Annotated in this window: 19 protein-coding genes; 1 reads left to right on the top strand and 18 read right to left on the bottom strand. The window is 63.8% G+C overall.

Features of this window, described 5'->3' with window-relative positions:
* Positions 1 to 33: 33 nt before the first annotated feature.
* From dkgB to leuC, 18 genes are all read right to left on the bottom strand, one after another.
* The gene (gene dkgB, locus ACYQ12_RS07560; RefSeq protein WP_459869712.1) at positions 34 to 852 is read right to left on the bottom strand and encodes a 2,5-didehydrogluconate reductase DkgB; all 819 of its coding nucleotides are present in this window, start codon (positions 850 to 852) and stop codon (positions 34 to 36) included.
* Positions 853 to 1,135: 283 nt separating this feature from the next.
* Positions 1,136 to 1,720: a YceI family protein gene (locus ACYQ12_RS07555; protein WP_459869710.1), complete on the bottom strand. Its 585-nt coding sequence runs from the start codon at positions 1,718 to 1,720 to the stop codon at positions 1,136 to 1,138.
* Between the two features lie 188 nt (positions 1,721 to 1,908).
* Positions 1,909 to 2,463, bottom strand: coding sequence for a cytochrome b (locus tag ACYQ12_RS07550; RefSeq protein WP_459869708.1), 555 nt, complete (start codon positions 2,461 to 2,463; stop codon positions 1,909 to 1,911).
* A gap of 220 nt (positions 2,464 to 2,683) precedes the next feature.
* Positions 2,684 to 3,871: an O-succinylhomoserine sulfhydrylase gene (locus ACYQ12_RS07545; protein WP_459869707.1), complete on the bottom strand. Its 1,188-nt coding sequence runs from the start codon at positions 3,869 to 3,871 to the stop codon at positions 2,684 to 2,686.
* 93 nt (positions 3,872 to 3,964) lie between these two features.
* The gene (purF, locus tag ACYQ12_RS07540; protein ID WP_459869704.1) at positions 3,965 to 5,482 is read right to left on the bottom strand and encodes an amidophosphoribosyltransferase; all 1,518 of its coding nucleotides are present in this window, start codon (positions 5,480 to 5,482) and stop codon (positions 3,965 to 3,967) included.
* Positions 5,483 to 5,721: 239 nt separating this feature from the next.
* Positions 5,722 to 6,327 carry a CvpA family protein gene (locus ACYQ12_RS07535; protein ID WP_459869701.1) on the bottom strand — a complete coding sequence of 202 codons (606 nt, stop codon included), beginning with the start codon at positions 6,325 to 6,327 and terminating at the stop codon, positions 5,722 to 5,724.
* 2 nt (positions 6,328 to 6,329) lie between these two features.
* Positions 6,330 to 6,971, bottom strand: coding sequence for an SPOR domain-containing protein (locus tag ACYQ12_RS07530; protein ID WP_459869699.1), 642 nt, complete (start codon positions 6,969 to 6,971; stop codon positions 6,330 to 6,332).
* A gap of 4 nt (positions 6,972 to 6,975) precedes the next feature.
* Positions 6,976 to 8,253, bottom strand: coding sequence for a bifunctional tetrahydrofolate synthase/dihydrofolate synthase (folC, locus tag ACYQ12_RS07525; protein ID WP_459869696.1), 1,278 nt, complete (start codon positions 8,251 to 8,253; stop codon positions 6,976 to 6,978).
* Positions 8,254 to 9,198 carry an acetyl-CoA carboxylase, carboxyltransferase subunit beta gene (accD, locus tag ACYQ12_RS07520; protein ID WP_459869693.1) on the bottom strand — a complete coding sequence of 315 codons (945 nt, stop codon included), beginning with the start codon at positions 9,196 to 9,198 and terminating at the stop codon, positions 8,254 to 8,256. It abuts the gene before it with no gap.
* Between the two features lie 93 nt (positions 9,199 to 9,291).
* The gene (gene trpA / locus ACYQ12_RS07515; protein ID WP_459869690.1) at positions 9,292 to 10,098 is read right to left on the bottom strand and encodes a tryptophan synthase subunit alpha; all 807 of its coding nucleotides are present in this window, start codon (positions 10,096 to 10,098) and stop codon (positions 9,292 to 9,294) included.
* Between the two features lie 16 nt (positions 10,099 to 10,114).
* Complete coding sequence (gene trpB, locus ACYQ12_RS07510; protein ID WP_459869689.1) at positions 10,115 to 11,329, bottom strand: tryptophan synthase subunit beta; 1,215 nt, start codon at positions 11,327 to 11,329, stop codon at positions 10,115 to 10,117.
* Positions 11,330 to 11,390: 61 nt separating this feature from the next.
* The gene (locus tag ACYQ12_RS07505; protein WP_459869687.1) at positions 11,391 to 12,008 is read right to left on the bottom strand and encodes a phosphoribosylanthranilate isomerase; all 618 of its coding nucleotides are present in this window, start codon (positions 12,006 to 12,008) and stop codon (positions 11,391 to 11,393) included.
* On the bottom strand, positions 11,993 to 12,898 hold the full coding sequence (gene truA, locus ACYQ12_RS07500; RefSeq protein WP_459869684.1) for a tRNA pseudouridine(38-40) synthase TruA: 906 nt from the start codon (positions 12,896 to 12,898) through the stop codon (positions 11,993 to 11,995). The genes ACYQ12_RS07505 and truA overlap by 16 nt, the downstream gene beginning before the upstream one ends.
* Positions 12,899 to 13,023: 125 nt before the next feature.
* A complete protein-coding gene (locus ACYQ12_RS07495) occupies positions 13,024 to 15,276 on the bottom strand; it encodes a type IV pilus assembly protein FimV (RefSeq protein WP_459869682.1) in 2,253 nt (750 codons plus the stop codon).
* Between the two features lie 213 nt (positions 15,277 to 15,489).
* Entirely contained in the window at positions 15,490 to 16,602 is a 1,113-nt protein-coding gene (gene asd / locus ACYQ12_RS07490; RefSeq protein WP_459869680.1) for an aspartate-semialdehyde dehydrogenase, read from the bottom strand.
* Between the two features lie 80 nt (positions 16,603 to 16,682).
* Positions 16,683 to 17,762: a 3-isopropylmalate dehydrogenase gene (leuB, locus tag ACYQ12_RS07485; protein ID WP_459869677.1), complete on the bottom strand. Its 1,080-nt coding sequence runs from the start codon at positions 17,760 to 17,762 to the stop codon at positions 16,683 to 16,685.
* A 117-nt stretch (positions 17,763 to 17,879) separates the two neighbouring features.
* Positions 17,880 to 18,521: a 3-isopropylmalate dehydratase small subunit gene (gene leuD, locus ACYQ12_RS07480; protein WP_459869675.1), complete on the bottom strand. Its 642-nt coding sequence runs from the start codon at positions 18,519 to 18,521 to the stop codon at positions 17,880 to 17,882.
* Between the two features lie 2 nt (positions 18,522 to 18,523).
* Entirely contained in the window at positions 18,524 to 19,969 is a 1,446-nt protein-coding gene (gene leuC / locus ACYQ12_RS07475) for a 3-isopropylmalate dehydratase large subunit (protein ID WP_459869670.1), read from the bottom strand.
* 214 nt (positions 19,970 to 20,183) lie between these two features.
* Here leuC and ACYQ12_RS07470 point away from each other — a divergent pair, with 214 nt between their 5' ends.
* On the top strand, positions 20,184 to 21,062 hold the full coding sequence (locus ACYQ12_RS07470; RefSeq protein WP_459869662.1) for a LysR family transcriptional regulator: 879 nt from the start codon (positions 20,184 to 20,186) through the stop codon (positions 21,060 to 21,062).
* Positions 21,063 to 21,079: the final 17 nt, after the last annotated feature.

The following is a 21,079-nucleotide window of genomic DNA, read 5'->3' as shown; positions in this document are numbered from 1 at the left end:
CAGAGAGGCGGGTGGATAGCTACCGAAGCGGTATCATTCGTCCCAGTCGGGAGCAAAATCGGGATTGGCGATGCGCTCGCCGGCATCCAGTGCATCGATACGCCGGATATCGTCATCGGACAGTTTCAGGTGCATGGCGTCCAGGTTCGCCTTTTGATGCGCCGCCCGGGTCGAAGAGGGAATGACCGTGATATCACGTGCCGCGACCCAGGCCAGCGCCACCTGCGCCGGGGAGACTTCGTGCACCTTGGCGATATCTTGCAGGATCGGATCCTGCATCACCTTGCCCACAGCCAGCGGCATGTAACCGGTAACCTGCAGCCCCTTCGCCTGGCAATGCTCCACCAGTCTGCGGTTGGCCAGGTAAGGATGCACTTCGATCTGATTGGTCATCAGGTGCTCGCCGCCCGGGGCCGCCAGGGCCCTGTCGATCTGCGCCATGGTGAAATTGGAAACACCGATGTGCCGGGTGAGCCCCCTTTCCCGTGCCTCGTTGAGGGCGGCCAGTGTCCTTTCCATCGGGACCTCGTCGCGGGGAGACGGCCAATGGATCAACGCCAGATCCACCTGGTCGACATCGAGCTTTTTCACGCTCTCCTCGAGACTGGCGATGAGTTCATCATGGGTGAGCCGGTCCCACCAGACCTTGGTGGTCAGGAAGATGTCGTCCCGGGGGACGCCGCTCTGACGTATCGCCTCGCCCACTTCGCTCTCGTTGCCGTACATCTGCGCCGTATCGATAAGCCGGTAGCCCAGCTCCAGGGCAGAAGTCACCGAGGCAATGACGGCCTCGCCTTGCAGGCGGTAGGTACCCAACCCCAGGCGGGGCAATGAACGTGGAGCTTGTGGCATGTAACACCTCATCAATCGGAAATGACGCACCGGCACTGCCGGCACCAGAGAAACCCGCTTCGCGATCAGCGCCCGGCGCCGGTCGCTTCCCGGCGATCTTGCCCGTCGTCAGCAGGCACGACGCGCCCGGGTCGATCTCGCGATGCCTGATGAGTATAGGCACCTCAGGGCAGATTGCCTGAGCATGCAAGCGAGCGCCGCCATGCTGGCTACCGCCCAGACGAAAACCGGCCCCGTGAAGCGCTTCACGGGGCCGGCTCAGCAGAGTCGTATCGCCATATCGTTACTGGCGGATACCCTCGATGACCAGATACATCTCCACCTCGGAAGCGGACGGGCCGAGCATGCTGGTATCGATACCGAAATCAGACAGCGTCAGCGTCGTCGTGCCTTCGAAGCCTTGGCGATATCCTCCCCACGGATCTTCCCCGCCCCCGATATGGTGGACATCGATGGTGATCGGCTGGGTCTCGCCGTGCAGCGTAAGATCTCCGGTCAGTTCGCCTTCGCCGTCACCGGTGGATTCGAACCCGGTGGACTTGAAGGTCGCTTCCGGATATTCGCTCGCGTTCAGGAAGTCCTCACTGAGGACATGCTTGTCACGCTCGGCATTATCGCTGTCGAGGCTGGCCACTTGAATGGTGGCATTGACGCTGGAATCCTCGGGGCTTTCCGGGTCATAAGTAAAATTGCCCGAGAAGTCCGGGAACGTGCCCAGAACATAGGAGTAGCCCAAGTGGCTGATCTTGAACTGAACGAAGGCGTGCTGACCTTCGGTGTCGATCACGTAGTCGGCTGCCTGAGCCTGGGACAGGGGAACCATGGAGGCCGCCATCAATGCCGCTGTCAATGCCGTTTTCTTGAACATCGCTTTCGCTCCTTGTGAGTCAAATGAATCCACTTCGCCTGCTAGTCGTGCCACCATGCATCCCAACTCTTGCATCCCGACTCTTGCACTCCAACTCTTTCCAGTCCCGTCATGCTCGCTTCGACCCGGCATGTCCGATGCCATGGGTCTTCTACCGTATAGCCGAGCGCAGCGAATGAAAAGGGATCCTAGTGCTGCCGGGCATGACGGGGATCGAGCATGCGTATCAGGGTGTCATGCCGGTCTTTCCAATGATGCTTGAAGGCTGCCAGCATGTGGCCCATGGCGAGTATCACCAACGCCCAGGCGGCATACCAGTGAACGTCACCCGCCACGGTAGCCTGGTTGGGCAAACCGCTGACCAGCGCCGGCACCTCGAAGAGCCCGAACACGCTGATGCCCCGGCCCTCGGCCGTAGGGATCAGATAGCCGCTGATCATCACGACGAACATCAGCACATAGAGCAGCCAGTGCCCGGCATGCGCAGCCCAGCGTTCGGCCCGATGCCCATGTGCCCGCGGCGTCGGCTGCATCAGACGCCAGACGACCCGCAGCACGGTGACCGCCAACAGCAACAGGCCGAGCGATTTGTGCCACCAGGGACCAAGCTGATACCAGCGATCATAGTAACCCAGCCCGGTCATCCACCATCCGAGGGCAAAAAGCCCGAAGACCGCCAGGGCACTCAGCCAGTGCAGCCCGATGCTCACTCCCCCCCAACCGCGAGTCGTGTTGCGCCACATGCGCTTCTCCTTGATCGAGCGTAGCCATTCTTCGTCTGCCCTAGCATATGCCGCCCCTGGCGTGACAACACCCCATCGGACGTGAACGCATCATTTACCACAGGGAAACAATAGCCGTTGCCCAAGGGAAGGGGATGACCTGAATCAACCCAGGCGACCCGACATAAAAAAACACCTCGCGCATGCGAGGTGTCGAGTCATCAGGCCGTGGCGCTAAACATTAAAGTTGCTGCAAGCCCCGCGCGAGGTCCTGCTTGAGATCCTCGATATCCTCGAGGCCCACGGCGATGCGGATCAGCCCTTCGCGTATCCCGGCCGCCGCCTTCTGTTCTTCCGAGAGACGCCCATGCGTGGTGGTGCCCGGATGCGTGATGGTGGTCTTTACATCGCCCAGATTGCCGGTGATCGACATGATGCGGGTGGCATCGATGACCGTCCAGGCACCGTCCCGTCCGCCCTTGATCTCCACGCCCAGCACCGCTCCCGCCCCCCTCTGCTGCCGCTGGGCCAGATCATGCTGGGGGTGGCTTTCAAGACCACTGAAATGCACACGCTCCACCGCGGGCTGAGCCTCCAGCCAGCGTGCCAGGGCCAGGGCATTGTCGCAGTGCGCCTTCATCCGCAGGCCGAGCGTTTCCAGCCCCTTGAGAAAGATCCAGGCATTGAAAGGACTCAGGCTCGGCCCACAGGTACGCACGACCCCGAATAGCTCCTCGAGCTCCTGGTGGCGCCCGACTACCGCGCCACCGATGGCGCGACCCTGGCCGTCGAGGTACTTGGTCGCCGAATGGATGACCAGGTCCGCGCCGAGATCCAGCGGGCGTTGCAGTGCAGGCGTCAGGAAGCAGTTGTCGATGGCAAGCCAAGCCCCGTGGCGGTGGGCCAGTTCGGCCAGGGCCGCGATGTCGACCAGTTCCGACAGCGGGTTGGAAGGCGTTTCGGCGAACAGCAGCTTGGTCTGAGGGGTGATGGCGGCCTCCCAGGCCTCCAGATTGCCCAGTTCCACGTAGCGCGTGGTAATGCCGAACTTGCCCAGATACTTGCTGAACAGACTGACGGTCGAGCCGAATACCGAACGCGATGCGACGATTTCGTCACCGGCCTGCAGTAGAGCCAATGCCGTGGAGAGAATCGCCGCCATGCCGGAGCTGGTCGCCACGCAGCGCTCACCGCCCTCCAGCGCCGCCAGACGCTTCTCGAAGGTCCGCACCGTGGGGTTGGTGAAACGCGAATAGATGTTGCCGGGCTCTTCACCGCTGAACTTGCGCGCCGCCTCCGCCGCACTGGCGTAGACGAAACTCGAGGTGGGGAAGATCGGCTCGCCGTGCTCCTGCTCGGCGGTACGCTCATGCCCCGCACGAATCGCCAGGGTAGCCAGCGCCACGTCGTTCAGATAGTCATCGTTCATGGATCAGCACTTCCTTCTCTCCGGCGAGCCTCGCCCGCACCGCGTGAAACGTTACGGCCGTGCCGGTTCTCGGTCCGGCACGGGATTGGGCTCTCAGTCGTAATTCTCGACGTCGTTATGCAGATCGACCACCGAATGGGCATCGCCTGCCTGGTGCTTCACGGCATCACTGCGCAAGGCTTCCAGAGCGGCCAGATAGGCCTCGTCGATGTCACCGGTAACGTACTCGCCATCGAAGACCGAGCAATCGAACTGCTCGATCACCGGATTCACCTTGCGACAGGCCGCCTTCAGATCTTCCAGGTCCTGATAGAAGATGCGATCAGCGCCGATCAGCTCGCCCACCTCGGCTTCGCTGCGCCCATGGGCGATCAGCTCCCGAGCCACCGGCATGTCGATGCCATAGACATTGGGGTAGCGTACCGGCGGTGCCGCGGAAGCGAAATAGACCTTGTTGGCACCGGCTTCACGGGCCATCTGGATGATCTGCTTGCAGGTGGTCCCCCGCACGATGGAATCATCCACCAGCAGCACGTTCTTGCCCGCGAATTCGATATCGATGGCATTGAGCTTCTGGCGCACCGACTTCTTGCGCTGGGTCTGTCCCGGCATGATGAAGGTCCGCCCGATGTAGCGGTTCTTCATGAAACCCTCACGAAACTTCACGCCGAGATGCTGGGCCAGCTCCAGCGCCGAAGTCCGCGAGGTGTCGGGAATCGGAATCACCACGTCGATGTCGTGATCCGGCCATTCCTGGAGAATACGGTCGCCCAGCATACGCCCCATCTCCATTCGCGTGCCGTAGACGTAGGCACCATCGAGGATGGAATCCGGGCGCGCCAGATAGACGTGCTCGAAGATGCATGGCGACAGCAGCGGACGATCCGCGCACTGCTGGGTATGGATATTGCGCTGCAGGTCGACGAAGATCGCCTCGCCCGGTGCCAGGTCGCGGTCGAGCGCAAAGCCACCCACGTCCAGGGCCACCGACTCGGAGGCAATCATCACATCCGCCCCTTCCTCTGTCTCACGGGTACCGAAGACCACCGGACGGATACCGTAAGGATCGCGGAAGGCGACCATGCCGAAGCCGTTGATGAAGGCCACCGCCGCATACCCGCCGCGACAACGCCGATGCACGCGGCGCACGGCATCGAAGATATCCTCGGGCGTCAGATGATGGCCCTGCTTGCCCAGTTCGTGGGCGAAGACGTTGAGCAGCACCTCGGAGTCGGAGCTGGTATTGATATGGCGCAGATCGGTGGAATACAGCTCCTGTTTGAGCTGATCGGAGTTGGTCAGGTTGCCGTTGTGCGCCAGCGAAATGCCGTAAGGCGAATTGACGTAAAACGGCTGGGACTCCGCCTCGCTCGACGAGCCGGCGGTCGGATAGCGTACGTGGCCGATGCCCATGTTGCCCTTCAGCCGGTTCATGTGACGCGTATGAAAGACGTCACGCACCAGACCGTTGCTCTTGCGCAGCAGGAAGCGTCCCTCGTGCCATGTCATGATTCCGGCGGCGTCCTGCCCACGGTGCTGTAGTACCGTCATTGCATCGTACAACGACTGGTTGACCGCCTGATTGGCCATGAGGCCCACGATACCGCACATTCCGCCTTACCTCGCTTGCGTTGAAGACCCTGAGCAAGGCGTACGCCGCCTCGCCGTCATCTCATTGAATCGTGCACGTCCGCCATCGCCAGGCGACACCGACGCGAGAAGAGCCCCTAGAGAGACTTCTTTGTGAGCGATAAATTCACATTCCACCCACTCGTTGCCTGCCGCCTACCACCTCCGAAGGCCTCGTCGGACACGCTCCCTTGCGGTTGGCGACGCTCAGTTGCGTGACATCAGTTGCGAGGCTCTCCGGCCCCGAAAGGGGATTGCTCCTCGAAGCGTGTGGAGTCGAGAGGCACCGGCAACGTCTCGGGCATTGCGGATGGCAATCGATCGATCAGGCCGGAGGCGGACGCGGCGTTGACATCCCAGGCCTCCAGGCGGCTGACCGACCAGTTGCGCAGTTGCTCGAAAGCGGGTCGCAACTCGGCCTGACGCCAGGCCGAAATATCGCCAAGAGGCGTCAGGCTGATGACGATGGTGACCAGCACCAGAATCGCCGCCCCGCGCAACGCCCCGAACACACTGCCGGCCACGCGGTTGAAGAATCCCATGCCGACCCACTCCACCGCGGCATTGATCAACCGGATCAGGAAACCGCACAGCATGACCACCACGAAGATCACCAGCACGAAGCCCAGCACCAGACGCGCATCGGGATGCGCAATGACGCCCTCCAGCATGTCGCCTACCGGCTGGGCAAACAGCCGTGCCGCCAGCAGCGCAACGACCCAGGTTGCAAGCCCCAGCGCCTCGCGGACCAGCCCGCGCAGGAAACCGGCCAGCATCGAGACCGTCAGGACCAGCAAAAAGGCCCAGTCGAGCCATGTCAGGGTCATTCCTACTCCTTGATGCGAATCAGCAGGCCCTGGATGTTGGCTTTCTGCTTGAGCTCCGCACGCGCCTGTTCCCCCGTTTCCGACGAGGCGAAGGGACCCACGTAGACGGTGGTCAGGTTATTGTCGCGCGACTGTCGGTAAGCCGTGAACCCCTGCTCCTTGAGCTGCTGGGTCAGACGCTCGGCGTTGTCCGACTTGCCGAAACTGCCGACCTGCACGGCCCACTCACCGTCGGAATCGCTGGCGATCGATGTCGAGGGCTTCGACGTCTTAGACGCCGCTTTCGACTGGGCAATCTCCGCAATCGGATCAGCCTCGCTGGATGGCGTGGAAGAGCGGGACTCGGTCTCGGAGGAAGATGCCGTAGCCGTCGCCTCAGGAGGACTCGAGGGCAAATCGGTCACTGCCGGTGGCTGCTGCTCGCGCGCCTGGGGGACGGCGGTAACCGGGCGGTCGAGTGACGCCGGTGGCTCGGGTGCAGCGACCGGCTTGCGATCGACGGGAATCGGCTGCTCGATCGTCAGTACTGGCTCGGGGCGCTCGCCCCGCGGCGTCGGTTCATCGAACAGCATGGGCAGGAAAATGGCGCCGAGAGCCGCAAGGATAAGGGCCCCGCTGATGCGCTCACGCATTCCGTATTTCATGACGCTATCCTTCTATTGCCGTCAAGCACTCGAGAGCACCGGCCACGGTGTGAAACGAGCCACAGACGAGCACCTCCTCATTCGCTGTCAGCCGTGGCTGCAGCCAGGCGACCCCTTCGGCAGGCGACGCCGCTTCATGGAGTACCGTCTGCGCCTGCTCGCGCAGCAGCCCGGCCAGCTCCATGCTGCTGCGTGCACGTGTACCTTCGAGGCCGACCGCCACCCACGCATCGATGACCGGCGACAGCGCGGCGATGACGCCCCGGGCATCCTTGTCGCCCAGCATGCCCAGCAGGCCGATGCGCCGCTCGGGACGTTCACGCCCGGCCAGCTGTGCGGCGAGATAGTGCGCCGCGTGAGGGTTGTGGCCCACGTCCAGACACCACGGCCCGCGCCACTGCATGCGCCCCGGCAGGGATACCGACGCCAGCGCATCGGCACAGGCTCTCGTATCGAGCCCTCCGCCTGTCAGCGCGAAGGCCTGCAGTGCCGAGGCGGCATTGTCCAGCGGCAGACCAGGATCGGGCAACGCCTCGAGATGTAACTTGCCCTCCCCACCATCGCGCCCGTGCCACTGCCACTTGCCAGCGCCTCCGCTGCGAACGAAATCGCGGCCCAGCGCAAACTGAGGTGCTTTCAGGGCATCGGCCGTGTCGGACACACTGGCTGGAAGATGCTCGCTGCCCAGTACGACGGGGCAGCCGGCACGCATGATACCGGCCTTCTCGCGGCCGATGCCATCGAGGTCGGTACCCAGGAAATCGGCATGATCCTGCGCAATGGTGGTGATCACGGCAATGTCGGCATCGATGACGTTGACCGCATCCAGCCGCCCGCCCAGGCCGACCTCGAGGATAGCCAGGTCCGGCTGCGCTTCGCCGATAAGCCACAACGCGGCCAGCGTCCCGGCTTCGAAATAGGTCAGGCTGATGGGCTCGCCGTCAAGGCGCGCGGCCTCGACACGCTCGAACCCCGTGACCAGTGCGTCATCGCTGGCTTCGCGCCCGCTGAGTCGCAGGCGCTCGTTGTAGCGCAGCAGATGCGGCGACGTATAGGTCGCGGTCGTTCGTCCATGCGCCTGCGCCAGTGCCTCGAGCATGGCGACCGTCGAACCCTTGCCGTTGGTGCCGGCCACGGTGATGACGCGTCCCGCCAGACGCCGCTCGAGCAGGCCCAGGCGACGAGCGACCTCGGCGACACGCTCGAGACCGAGGTCGATGGCGACGGGATGCTGGCGCTCGAGGCGCGCCAGCCAATCCGACAGAGTCAGGGGAGCGGACATTCAGGGTTCGGCCTGGGGAGTATCCAAGTCATCCAGTGACGATTCGGCGGTGCCCTCCTCGACCGGCGCAGGCGCGACACCGCCGGTCACCGGCTGATGGGTCAGCTTGCGCAGGACGCCACCCAGACGCTCGCGCAGCTCGCTACGGTGAACGATCATGTCCACCGTGCCGTGCTCGAGCAGGAATTCGCTGCGCTGGAAGCCTTCCGGCAGCTTTTCGCGTACGGTCTGCTCGATGACGCGCGGCCCGGCAAAACCGATCAGCGCGTAGGGCTCGGCCACGTTGAGATCGCCGAGCATGGCCAGGGATGCCGAGACGCCGCCGAACACCGGATCGGTGAGCACGGAGATGTACGGTACGCCCGCCTGCTTGAGGCGCTCCAGCGCCGCCGAGGTCTTGGCCATCTGCATCAGCGAGAACAGGGCCTCCTGCATGCGCGCCCCGCCCGACGCGGCAAAGCACACCAGGGGAATGTTCTCCTCCAGCGCCAGTGTCGCTGCACGCACGAACTTCTCACCGACCACCGCGCCCATCGAGCCGCCCATGAAGGTGAACTCGAATGCCACGGCCACCACCGGCAGTCCGTCGAGAGTCCCGCGCATGACGATCAGCGCATCGTTCTCGTCGGTCTCCTTCTGGGCCGCCGCGAGGCGATCCTTGTATTTCTTGGAGTCGCGGAACTTGAGGCGATCGACCGGCTGCAGATCGGCGGCGATCTCCTCGCGTCCCTCGGCGTCGAGAAACCAGTTCAGCCGCTTGCGTGCCGTCAATCGCAGGTGATGGTCGCACTTGGGACAGACGTTGTAGTGCTTTTCGAGCTCGGGAAGATAGAGCACGGATTCACACTTGGGACACTTGCGCCACAAGCCGTCGGGCACACTGTTGCGACGGTCGCTGCGCTGAGTGCGGCTCATGGACGGCACGATCTTGTCTAGCCAGCTCATGGTCAGGAAAAGTTCCGTGTTGCTTGTCGGTCACCCGGCTCGCGAGGCGGCGCCGGGCCTACGAGTGTTGAAATCAAAGGCCGCCTGTACGGCTCAGCGATCGAGCGCTTCGCGCATCTCGCCCAGGACGGCCTTGAGCTCGCCGGGGATACGCTCGGGCGCATTCGCATGTTCGGCGATACGCCCCACCAGCGCGCTGCCGACAATGACGCCATCCGCCACCTGCCCGACAGCCGCCGCGGATTGTCCGTCGCGAATACCGAAGCCGACACACAGCGGCAGGCTCGTCAGCTCGCGCAGGCCCTTCAGCTGGCGATCCACGGCATCGACGTCGAGCGTCGTCGCGGCCCCGGTCACGCCCTTGAGGGAGACGTAATACAGGTAGCCTTCACCATGGGCGCATATTGTAGCGGCACGTGCCGGCGAGGTGGTAGGGGCGACCAGAAAGATCGACTGCAGTCCGCTCGCCTTGAACCGCTCGGCGACCTCCCCCGTTTCCTCGGGCGGCATGTCGACGACCAGCACGCCATCGACCCCGACGTCCCGCGCCATGTCGGCAAACGCCTGGTAGCCCATGCGCTCGATGGGGTTGAGGTAGCCCATCAGCACGATAGGCGTCTCGCCATCCCGGGTCCGGAACTCGCGGACCATGTCGAGAACATGGCTCAGGCGCGTACCGTGCGCCAGCGCCCGTTCGCAGGCCTTCTGGATCACCGGGCCGTCGGCCATGGGGTCGGAGAACGGCACGCCGAGTTCGAGAACATCGGCCCCGGCTTCGACCAGCGCATGCATGAAGCCGACCGTGTGCTCCGGTGCCGGATCACCCGCCGTGATATAGGGAATCAGCGCGGTTCGGCCCTGCTCCTTGAGAGCGGCGAAGCGTTGGTCAATACGATTCATGTTCTGGACTCCGCCTTTAGAATTCGACGCCATCGATCTTGGCTACCGTCAGGATATCCTTGTCGCCCCGCCCGGACAGGTTGGCGATGATATGCTGATCGGGACGCATCTCGCGGGCCAGCTTCTTGGCATGCGCCATGGCGTGGGCCGATTCCAGTGCCGGCATGATGCCTTCGACGTGGGTCAGCTCGCGAAATGCCTCGAGCACCTCGTCGTCATTGGCGGCAACGTACGTGACGCGCCCGACATCCTTCCACAGCGCGTGCTCGGGCCCCACGCCGGGATAGTCGAGCCCGGCGGAGATGGAGTGAGTGTCGGCGATCTGCCCGCCCTCGTCGGACATCAGGTAGGTGCGGTTGCCGTGCAGTACGCCCGCCGGGGCGTTGGCGGTCAACGGCGCCGCATGCCGGCCGGTCTCGACGCCGTCGCCACCGGCCTCGACACCGTACATGGCGACCTCCTCGTCCTCGACGAAGGGATAGAACAGTCCCATGGCGTTCGACCCGCCGCCCACGCACGCGACCAGCGCATCGGGCAGACGCCCGATCTGCTCGAGCGACTGCGCGCGCGCCTCGCGCCCCACCACCGAGTTGAAGTCGCGCACCAGCATCGGATACGGATGCGGGCCGGCGACGGTACCGATGATGTAGAAGGTGTCGTCGACGTTGGTCACCCAGTCGCGCAGCGCCTCGTTCATGGCATCCTTCAGCGTCCGCGAGCCGGACTCCACCGGAATCACGTTGGCACCCAGCAGGTGCATGCGGTAGACATTGAGCTTCTGGCGCTCGACGTCCTCGGCCCCCATGTAGATATCGCACTTGAGCCCCAGACGCGCCGCGACCGTGGCGGTGGCCACCCCGTGCTGTCCGGCGCCGGTCTCGGCGATCACCCGCGGCTTGCCGCTCTTCTTGGCCAGCAGCGCCTGTCCGATGGTGTTGTTCACCTTGTGCGCACCGGTATGGTTGAGATCCTCGCGCTTGAGCCAGATCTGCGCGCCGCCGAGCTGGCGGGACCATCGTTCAGCGTGATACAGCGGAGACGGGCGGCCGACGTAGTGGGCCAGGTCATAGTCGAATTCCGCCTGGAAATCGGGATCGTTGCGAAGACTCATATAGGTCTTCTCCAGCTCATCCAGGGCGAAGCTCAGAGTCTCCGAGACGAACCGGCCACCGTACGGGCCAAAATGGCCACGGGCATCCGGCAGTCGGGTCAGGTCGCTGAACTTGGTCACGAAAGACACCTCATGGGCTTGAGTTACGGCCTGCTGCAATGCACGACGTTTTGTCGGCCTTTCAGGCTAGACCTAGGAACACTTGATGGAGAAATGCCTGAATCCTGGCGGGGTCCTTGACGCCCCTGGCCCGCTCGACGCCTCCCGAGACATCGACGGCATGGGGCCGGACCGCGCGGATGGCCTCGCCGACGTTGGCCGGATCGAGACCTCCAGCGAGGATAACAGGTTTTGCCAGGTCGGGGGGGATCCGCGACCAGTCGAAGGTCTCCCCCGTCCCCCCCGGCACGCCGGGTTTGTAGGCATCGAGCAGCAGTCCGCAGGCCCCGTGGTAATCGCGTGCCGCGGCGTGCAGATCGATGCCTTCACGCATGCGCAGCGCCTTGATCCAGGGTCGCGTGAAGCCGTGGCAGGCCTGCGGGCCCTCCTCGCCATGAAACTGCAGCAGATCGAGATGCGCCTCGCAGCGCCGGATGAATGCGGCGTCCTGATCGACGAACAGCCCGACTCGCGTGACGAATGCGGGCACCCGCGCCGCCAGTTCGGCCAGCCGAGCCTCGTCGATGGCCCGGGCACTGCCCGGCCACATCACGAAACCAAGAGCATCGGCACCTGCCTCGACTGCCGCCTCGACATCCTCTTCACGGGTCAGGCCACAGATTTTCACTCGGGTACGCATTGTGCTCTCCTCGGCCGGACGAAGCGGCTTTCGGGCAGGAGCCGCTCGCCTGTCCACTCGCCACGAAAGGCCAGCAGATTAGGTCCCAGCGGCTCGCGCGGCAGATTGAAGCGCTCGTCATAGAGCGAATCGACGAAGTGCAGCCCGCACCCCGGCGCCGTGGCATTGGCCAGGGAGCGGTCCTGCAGCGCGAGCAATCGCCTCATGTGACCTTCGTCCTGCTCGCCCTTGCCGACCACGACCAGCGCGCCGACGATATTGCGGATCATGTGATGCACAAAGGCGTTGGCCTGGACGTCGATGACCACCAGCGGGCCATGGCGCTGCACTTCAATGAAATGGAGATGCCGCCACGGCGTCTTCGACTGACAACCCGCGGCGCGAAAACTCGAGAAGTCATGCTCGCCCACCAACGCCTGGGCGGCGGCGTGCATGCGCTCGGCATCCAGCGGTTCGCGACACCAGGTGGCATTGGCACGCTCGAGCACCGGCCGGTTGGGCTGATTGAGAATCAGATACTGATAGCGCCGGCCCAGGGCGGAAAAGCGTGCATGAAAATCGCGCTCCACCGGCACCGCCCAGCGCACCGCGATGTCGCGGGGCAGATTGGCGTTGGCGCCGAATACCCAGGCCTTCTGCGAACGCGGCACTTCGGTATCGATGTGTACCACCTGACGGGTGGCATGCACCCCGGTATCGGTACGCCCGCTGCATAGCGCCCGGATCGGCGCACCGGCCACTCTGGATAGCGCAGCTTCCAGAGCTGCCTGCACCGACGGGGCGTGCTTCAGACGCTGCCAGCCACAGTAGGCGCTACCATCGTATTCCACACCCAACGCAAGGCGTCCGACGTGGCGTTGAGTGTCATCCAGGAAGGTGAAGAACGGCATGGGCCCACAATCTTACGTCGAGGAACCTGACCGGCCAGGTTCGGTAGCGTATGAACAGTCGGGAGATTCGAGCCATCGCGCCCGACCGGCGCCTCGTGCTCGTCACTCCCAGGATCAAGCCGCGATCAACGCGCACCGCGCTTGAAGGAGGGCTCATTATCCAGATGCAGGGCCTCGAATGCTACCTCCTCGATCTCCCACTCCTGCTCGGAGAAGCCAGACGCCGGGGTTGCGGGTGCCGAAGGCGCAGGCTCCGTGCCGACCTCGGGCAGTTCATAATCGATGCTCGGCTGCTGTAATGCACCATCCTGCTCGTTCTGCACCGCTGGCGTGTTCAATGTCGGAGGTTCATATGCCACGAAAGGCCTCTCTGACGCTGCCTCTCCGGCCTTCATTTCGGGATTACGCGGTAGTTCGGCTTCAGCATCGGCAAGCGACAGTTGCGCTTCCGGCGTCCTTGGTTCCGGCGGCGTCTCTGAAGCTTCATTCCCGACGATTTCAAGCGACGGCGCCTCGCCCCTGCCGGATGGCACCTCCAGTGGAGCATCGTCATGGCGCCATGCGGTGGCGACATCCAAGCCGTCGGAGCCCGACACTATCGTGTCGGACATAACGCGCGCCGATGCATGTGCCGGCGCCGCTGCGTTCTTCCCGCCGCGCAGGGTCCCCTTCGACGAAGATGGCGTGTCTTCATGGCGATCACGTGAAGCGGCATGAGTAGCGTAATGCTGGCAGAGGCGCAACGCTTCCTGGCGGATGTCGGCGCGCGTCGATTCCCGCAGGCGTCGGCCTTCTCGTTCGACGCCCGACACATCACCCAGCTCACCCAGCACCGTCAGGAGTTTCAGGCGCAGCGCCTCGTTGCCGGGTGACGCTTCCAGGCGTTCCTGCAGCCACTCCCGCGCCTGGGGATAGCGTCGGTAAGCGATATAGATGTCGGCCTCGCTGATCGCGGTGGCCGTCAGCGTCTCATCCGGCGACGCCGGCCTTGCCTGCTCGGACACTGCGATGGCGGCAGCCGGCTCGGATGGCGCAGCCGCCGACTCCTCCTGACGCTGGCGGCGACGCCAGAGCAGCAGCCCCAGCAAGAGTCCGGCCAGCCCCGCGGCTAACCACTGCCATTGCTCCAGGGCATTCTGCCACCGGAAGCGGGCAGCGTCTCTCGGCCCGTCAGGACGAGAGGCGACATCCGGCACTGCCGCCTGCGTCGCAGCAACGGCACTTGGCGCCCCTGCCATCGCCACGGCATCGGTGGCCGCGGGCACGATTCGCCCCTCGGCGCCCGGCGTCTCCCGGTCGTCGAGGGCTTCGCGCAGTGCGGCGATCTGTTCACGCAATCCTTCGACCTCAGCGCTCAGTTGTTCGCGCTGCTGCACCATCTCCTCGAACTCGGTCCGGCGGGTTTCCCAGGCGGCCTCCAGCTCATGCAGACGCTTCGCAAGTTCGCCGTCCTCTCCCTCCCCGCTGCCCTGCCAATCATCGCTGAGCAGTGTCAGACGCGGGCGGGCTTCGCCATTGCTCGCTCCGGAGGCGACTTCGGTGGAGACCATGGTGCCCTCGTCGGGCTCGGGCTCGGAAGCGTGACTGCCGGATGTCACCGTCGCGTCGTCCCCACCGCTCCCGGCAAGCCACTGCTGATACTGGGAACGGATTTTCTCGGCGGCCTGCTGCGCATCCTCCGCCTGCATGACCGACAAGGAGGGTACTTCGAGAACGGCACCGGCGCGCAGGCTATTCATGTTGTTGCCGGGAAAGGCACCGGGATTGGCTTCGTAAAGCGCCAGCATGACCTGGCGAAGGTTGATGTCCGGCGACGGCCGGACCCGGCTGGCGACGTTCCAGAGCGTATCGCCCGGGCGGATTTCGACCCGCCTCTCCGCCTGGCGACGCTCGGGCATGGGCTTGCCCTGCGGGGTCGCCTGCGCTGGTACCGGCACCGCATCGGCGGCACCGGCTTGCCCACCTACTAGCGCCGGCGCCGACTGATAGCCGGCGGGATCGAAAAGCAGTGTCACCTGACGCTGAAGCTGACCGTGGGGCCACTCCAGCACCAGCAGCAGATCGAGAAAGGGCTCGCGGATCGGATGCGGGCTGGTCATCACCAGCTGCAGGCCACCAGACGCTTTCTCCACCTGCAGGTGAAGACTTTCTATCAGCGCGGTACGTTGCACCCCGGCGCGGTCATAGGCGCTTTCGCTCGCCAGGCCGACATGCAATTGCGAACTGTCCAGTCCCTGCGTGTCCGTCAGCGTCAAGGTGGCGTGTAACGGCTCGTTCAAGCTCGAACGCAGTTGCGGCTCGGCAATACCGAGCGCCATCACCACCGGGCTGAAAGCGGCCAGCCCCAGCAATACGCCCCATGAACTCTTGCGCCTCATGACGATCCTCTACGTTCTCGCAGGCCCCGCAACGCACCAGCTCAGAACGCCAGCGCGCGACATCAGGTAACAATATGTTTCATTCTATCTCTACCATACCCTTTCAGGAGGACGATCGTCATCAAACGCACACGGCTAATCACATGCTTATTCGTGGAATTGACATGAAAACGCCTCCCGAAGGAGGCGTTGCGAACCGCATGGAGCCATGCATCACTGCTCACGCAGAATCGTCAGCATACGCTTGAGCGGCTCGGCGGCCCCCCAGAGCAGCTGGTCGCCTACCGAGAAGGCGGTCAGGTATTCACCGCCCATGGCCAGCTTGCGTAGACGCCCCACCGGCACGCCCAGCGTTCCGGTGACGGCCGCCGGCGTCAGTTGCTGGATCGTGGACTCCTTGTCGTTGGGCACGACCTTGACCCAATCGTTGTGCTTGGCGATACGGTCCTCTATCTCGTCGAGCGGCACGTCCTGCTTGAGCTTGATGGTGAACGCCTGGGAATGCGAACGCATCGCGCCGATACGCACACAGAGCCCATCGATGGGTACCGGATGGTCGCCGGTGGCAAGGATCTTGTTGGTCTCGACGCCAGCCTTCCACTCCTCCTTGCTCTGGCCGTTGTCCATCGCCTTGTCGATCCAGGGCAGCAGCCCGCCCGCCAGCGGCGCGCCGAACTGGTCGATGGGGAAGTCGGCGCCGCGCATGGCGGTGGAGACCTTGCGGTCGATCTCGAGAATGGCGCTCTTCGGATCGAGCAGTTCACTGACGACCCCGTCACGCAACGCTCCCATCTGATTGAGCAGTTCGCGCATGTTCTGGGCCCCGGCGCCGGAGGCGGCCTGGTAGGTCATCGAGGTCATCCACTCGATCATGCCGGCCTCGAACAGCCCCCCCAGCCCCATCAGCATCAGGCTGACGGTGCAGTTGCCACCGACGAAGGTCTTCGCCCCCTTGGCCAGTTGAGCATCGATGACATGGCGGTTGACTGGGTCGAGGACGATGGTCGCCTCGTCCGCCATGCGCAGCGTGCTGGCGGCATCGATCCAATAGCCGTTCCAGCCCGCCTCGCGCAACGGCTTGTAGACCTTCCCGGTATAGTCGCCGCCCTGACAGGTCACGATGACGTCGAGCGCCTTGAGCGCATCGATATCGAAGGCATCCTTCAGGTCAGGCACGTCGACACCCACGTCGGGCCCGGGCTGGCCGACCTGAGAAGTGGTGAAGAACACCGGCTCAAGCCCCGCGAAGTCATTTTCCTCGCGCATACGATCCATGAGCACCGAGCCCACCATGCCACGCCAACCGACAAATCCGACTTTCAACATGAGTCATATCCTCCTGGGATTCTGAGTATGTGCGCCCTCAGGGGAGCGCGGGCCCGCGGGTGCCACGGACCTCATAGGATTTAGAGTCTACGAAAGGCGGCCAGTACGGCCTCGCCCATTTCGCTTGTCGATACCTTCCGTGTGCCGGGATAGGCGATGTCCGCGGTGCGCAGGCCTTCGTCGAGCACTGTGCCGACCGCTTTTTCGATGCGCTCGGCAAGCGCCGGGGCATCCAGGGAGTAACGCAGCAGCATCGCCACGGAGAGAATAGTCGCCAGCGGGTTGGCAATACCCTGCCCGGCGATGTCCGGGGCACTGCCGTGACACGGCTCGTACATGCCCTGACCGCTCTCGTTGAGCGAAGCCGAGGGCAGCATGCCGATCGAGCCGGTGAGCATGGCGGCTTCGTCGGAGAGGATGTCGCCGAACATGTTGCCGGTGACGATCACGTCGAACTGCTTGGGCGCACGCACCAGTTGCATGGCGGCATTGTCGACGTACATGTGCGACAGCTCGACGTCGGGATAGTCCGCCGCCAGCCGTTCCATCACCTCGCGCCAGAGAATGGTGACCTCGAGCACGTTGGCCTTGTCCACCGAGCACAACTTCTTGCCGCGTTTCTGCGCCATCTCGAAGGCAACGCGGCCGATGCGCTCGATCTCCGCCTCGGAGTAGACGTAGGTGTTGAAGCCCACGCGCTGCCCGCCGCGCTCCTCGATACCGCGCGGCTGGCCGAAATAGATGCCGCCGGTCAACTCGCGCACGATCATGATGTCCAGGCCCGAGACGATCTCGGGCTTGAGGCTCGACGCCTCGGCGAGCTGCGGATAGAGGATCGCCGGACGCAAGTTGCCGAACAGGTTGAGATTCTTGCGCAGCCCCAGCAGCCCCTTCTCGGGACGCCTGGAAATGTCCTCGAGCTTGTCCCACTGCGGGCCGCCTACCGCGCCGAGCAGAATGGCATCGGCCGATCGGGCCTTGTCCAGCGTCTCGGCCGGCAGCGGCTCGCCATGCGCATCGATGGCCGCGCCGCCGACCGCTCCCTCCTCCAGGGTGATGTCGAGGCCCGCCTCGCGGCAAGCGGCGAGGATCTTGACGGCTTCGGCGGTGATTTCCGGACCGATACCGTCGCCCGGCAGAACAAGAATCTTACGGCTCATGTCGTGTGTCTCTAAAGCTGACGCGTCTCCACCGAAAGGAGCCACGTATCCATGAATGAGGCGCTTCCTTGCGCGTTGGCATCCCTGTCATGCGTGTCCAGCGTTGTTATTGTGCGCTCAGCCCCGGAACAACCAGGGGTTGGTCTGGCGATGACGCTGCTCGAAGCTGCGAATCGCCGCCTCGTCCTGCAGCGTCAGACCGATATCATCGAGCCCATTGAGCAGACAGTGCTTGCGGAATTCGTCCACCTCGAAGTTCAGCACCTCGCCACCGGGTGTGGTCACGGTCTGCGCCTCGAGATCGACGTCCAGGCGATAGCCCTCGCTAGCCTCGACTTCTTGGAACAGCCGGTCGACCGTATCCTCGTCGAAGGTGATCAGCAGGATGCCGTTCTTGAAGGCATTGTTATAGAAGATATCGGCGAAACTCGGCGCGATGACCACGCGAAAGCCGTAATCCTCCAATGCCCAGGGTGCGTGTTCACGGGAGCTGCCGCAGCCGAAGTTGCGTCGTGCCAGCAGCACGCTGGCCCCCTGATAGCGCGGCTGGTTGAGGACGAAATCGGGATTCAGCGGCCGCCCCGCCACGTCCTGCCCCGGATACCCTTCATCGAGATAGCGCAATTCGTCGAACAGGTTGGGGCCGAAGCCGGTACGCTTGATCGATTTCAGAAACTGCTTGGGAATGATCAGGTCGGTATCGACATTGGCGCGATCGAGCGGTGCGACGAGCCCCTGCTTGCGAACGAACTTTTCCATGCTCAGGCCTCCTGCGGCTGGGGCTGGTTGACGAAGTCACGCACGTCGACGAAATGCCCGGCGATGGCGGCTGCCGCAGCCATGGCGGGACTCACCAGATGGGTACGCCCGCCGTAACCCTGGCGTCCCTCGAAGTTGCGGTTCGAGGTCGAGGCGCAGTGCTCGCCGGCGCCGAGCTTGTCGGCATTCATCGCCAGGCACATGGAGCAGCCCGGCTCGCGCCATTCGAAACCGGCCTCGACGAAGATCCTGTCCAGCCCCTCGGCTTCGGCCTGACGCTTGACCAGTCCCGAGCCGGGCACGACCATCGCCAGCTTGATGCTGTCGGCGACCTTCTTGCCCTGGGCGACCCTGGCCGCCTCGCGCAGATCCTCGATGCGCGAATTGGTGCAGGAGCCGATGAACACCTTGTCGAGGCGGATGTCGGTGATCTTCTGCTTCGGCGCCAGTCCCATATATTCCAGGGCCCGAACAATGCCGCGCCGGACGGTGTCGTCGGCGGCTTCCTGAGGATCCGGTACCATGTCATTGATTCCGGCGACCATCTCCGGGCTGGTCCCCCAGCTGACCTGCGGCTCGATCGCAGCGGCATCGAGTTCGACCACCTTGTCGAACGGCGCGTCGTCATCGGAGACCAGCTCGCGCCAGCGGGCCACGGCGGCATCCCACTGCTCGGCATTCGGCGCATAGGGACGATCGCGCAGGTACTCGATGGTAGTAGCGTCGACCGCCACCAGGCCTACACGGGCACCTGCCTCGATGGCCATGTTGCAGATGGTCATGCGCCCTTCCATGGAAAGGTCGCGAATCGCGCTGCCGGCGAACTCGATGGCATAGCCGGTGCCGCCGGCGGTACCGATCCTGCCGATCACGGCAAGCACGATGTCCTTGGCCGTCACGCCGGCGCCCAGCTTGCCCTCGACGCGCACCTGCATGTTCTTCATCTTGCGCTGAATCAGGCACTGGGTAGCGAGAACATGCTCGACCTCGGAAGTGCCGATGCCGTGGGCCAGCGCGGCGAAGGCGCCATGGGTCGCAGTATGCGAATCGCCGCATACCACGGTCATGCCCGGCAGGGTCGCGCCCTGCTCGGGGCCGACGACATGCACGATGCCCTGACGCGCATCGTTGATACGAAACTCCTCGATACCAAAGGCTTCGCAATTGTCATCGAGCGTCTGCACCTGGATCAGCGAGACCGGATCGACGATACCGGCATTGCCCGCAGCGCGCTCCTTGATCGTGGTTGGCACGTTGTGGTCGGGTGTTGCCAGGTTGGCATCCAGACGCCACGGTTTGCGGTTCGCCAGGCGCAGGCCTTCGAAGGCCTGCGGCGACGTGACCTCGTGCAGCAGCTGGCGATCGATATAGATCAGCGCGGTGCCATCGTCGCGCGACTTGACCAAGTGCTGTGACCACAACTTGTCGTAGAGTGTCTGGCCTGCCATGGATCTCCTCCCACGGGGCGCCGGCCCCGGCGCCCGCTGGCGCGTTAGTGACGCTCTCGTGGCGTCTCGTGATAAAGGGTGCCGATAGGATATTTGCACTTCGGCAATACCGAGACTACGGAGAACTTTCCATAAAGGCAATTCATGTTATTTATGCTTTGGATTCCAAAAAGGAATAAATTAGAATCGCATACTCGATATTGTGGGAACCGACATGGATACGCAAAGCCTGCAGGCCTTTCTCGCCGTGGCGGATACCGGCTCCTTCTCGGCTGCCGGCGAACTGCTGCATCTCACTCAGCCGGCGGTCAGCAAGCGTATCGCCACACTGGAAGCCCAGATCGATGCCCGACTGTTCGATCGCATCAATCGTCGCGTGACCCTGACCGAGGCGGGCCGGATCCTGCTGCCCCGGGCCCGTCAGATCCTGGTAATGTTCGATGACAGTCGACGCGCGCTCTCCAATCTGGATGGCGAAGTTCAGGGCAGCCTGACCATGGCCACCAGCCATCATGTCGGCCTGCACCGCCTGCCACCCATACTCAAGCGCTACACCCAGACCTACCCGGGCGTGAGGATGGACATGCGCTTTCTGGATTCGGAGCAGGCCTACCAGGGAGTGCTCGACGGCGAACTGGAGCTGGCCGTGGTCACGCTCGCTCCCGATCCCGCCCCGCAATTGACGGTGGTACCGGTGTGGGTCGACCAGTTGCGCTTCGTATGCGGCCATGAGCATCCGCTGGCCGGCCGCGAGCGACTACCGTTATCGGAACTGTCCCGGTATGACGCGGTACTGCCCGGGCATCTGACCTTCACGCGCGGCATCGTGGTCGACACCTTCGTGCGCGAAGGGCTCAAGGTCAACGTGGCCCTATCGACCAACTACCTCGAGACTCTGAAAATGATGGTCGCCATCGGGCTGGGCTGGAGCGTACTGCCGGAAACGTTGATCGACGACGACATCGAGGTGCTGCCCATCGCGCACCTTCCCATCGAGCGTCCGCTGGGCTATCTGGTGCACAAGAGCCGCACGCTGTCGAACGCGGCGCATGCCATGCTGGAACTGTTGGAAGCGGCAAGAGCCGACAGATAGCCGGCAGGCCGCCTCCC

It is taken from the genome of Halomonas shantousis (genome assembly GCF_054654615.1).
Note: the sequence above shows the minus strand (reverse complement) of the source record. Positions and strands in the feature narration are given on the sequence as shown.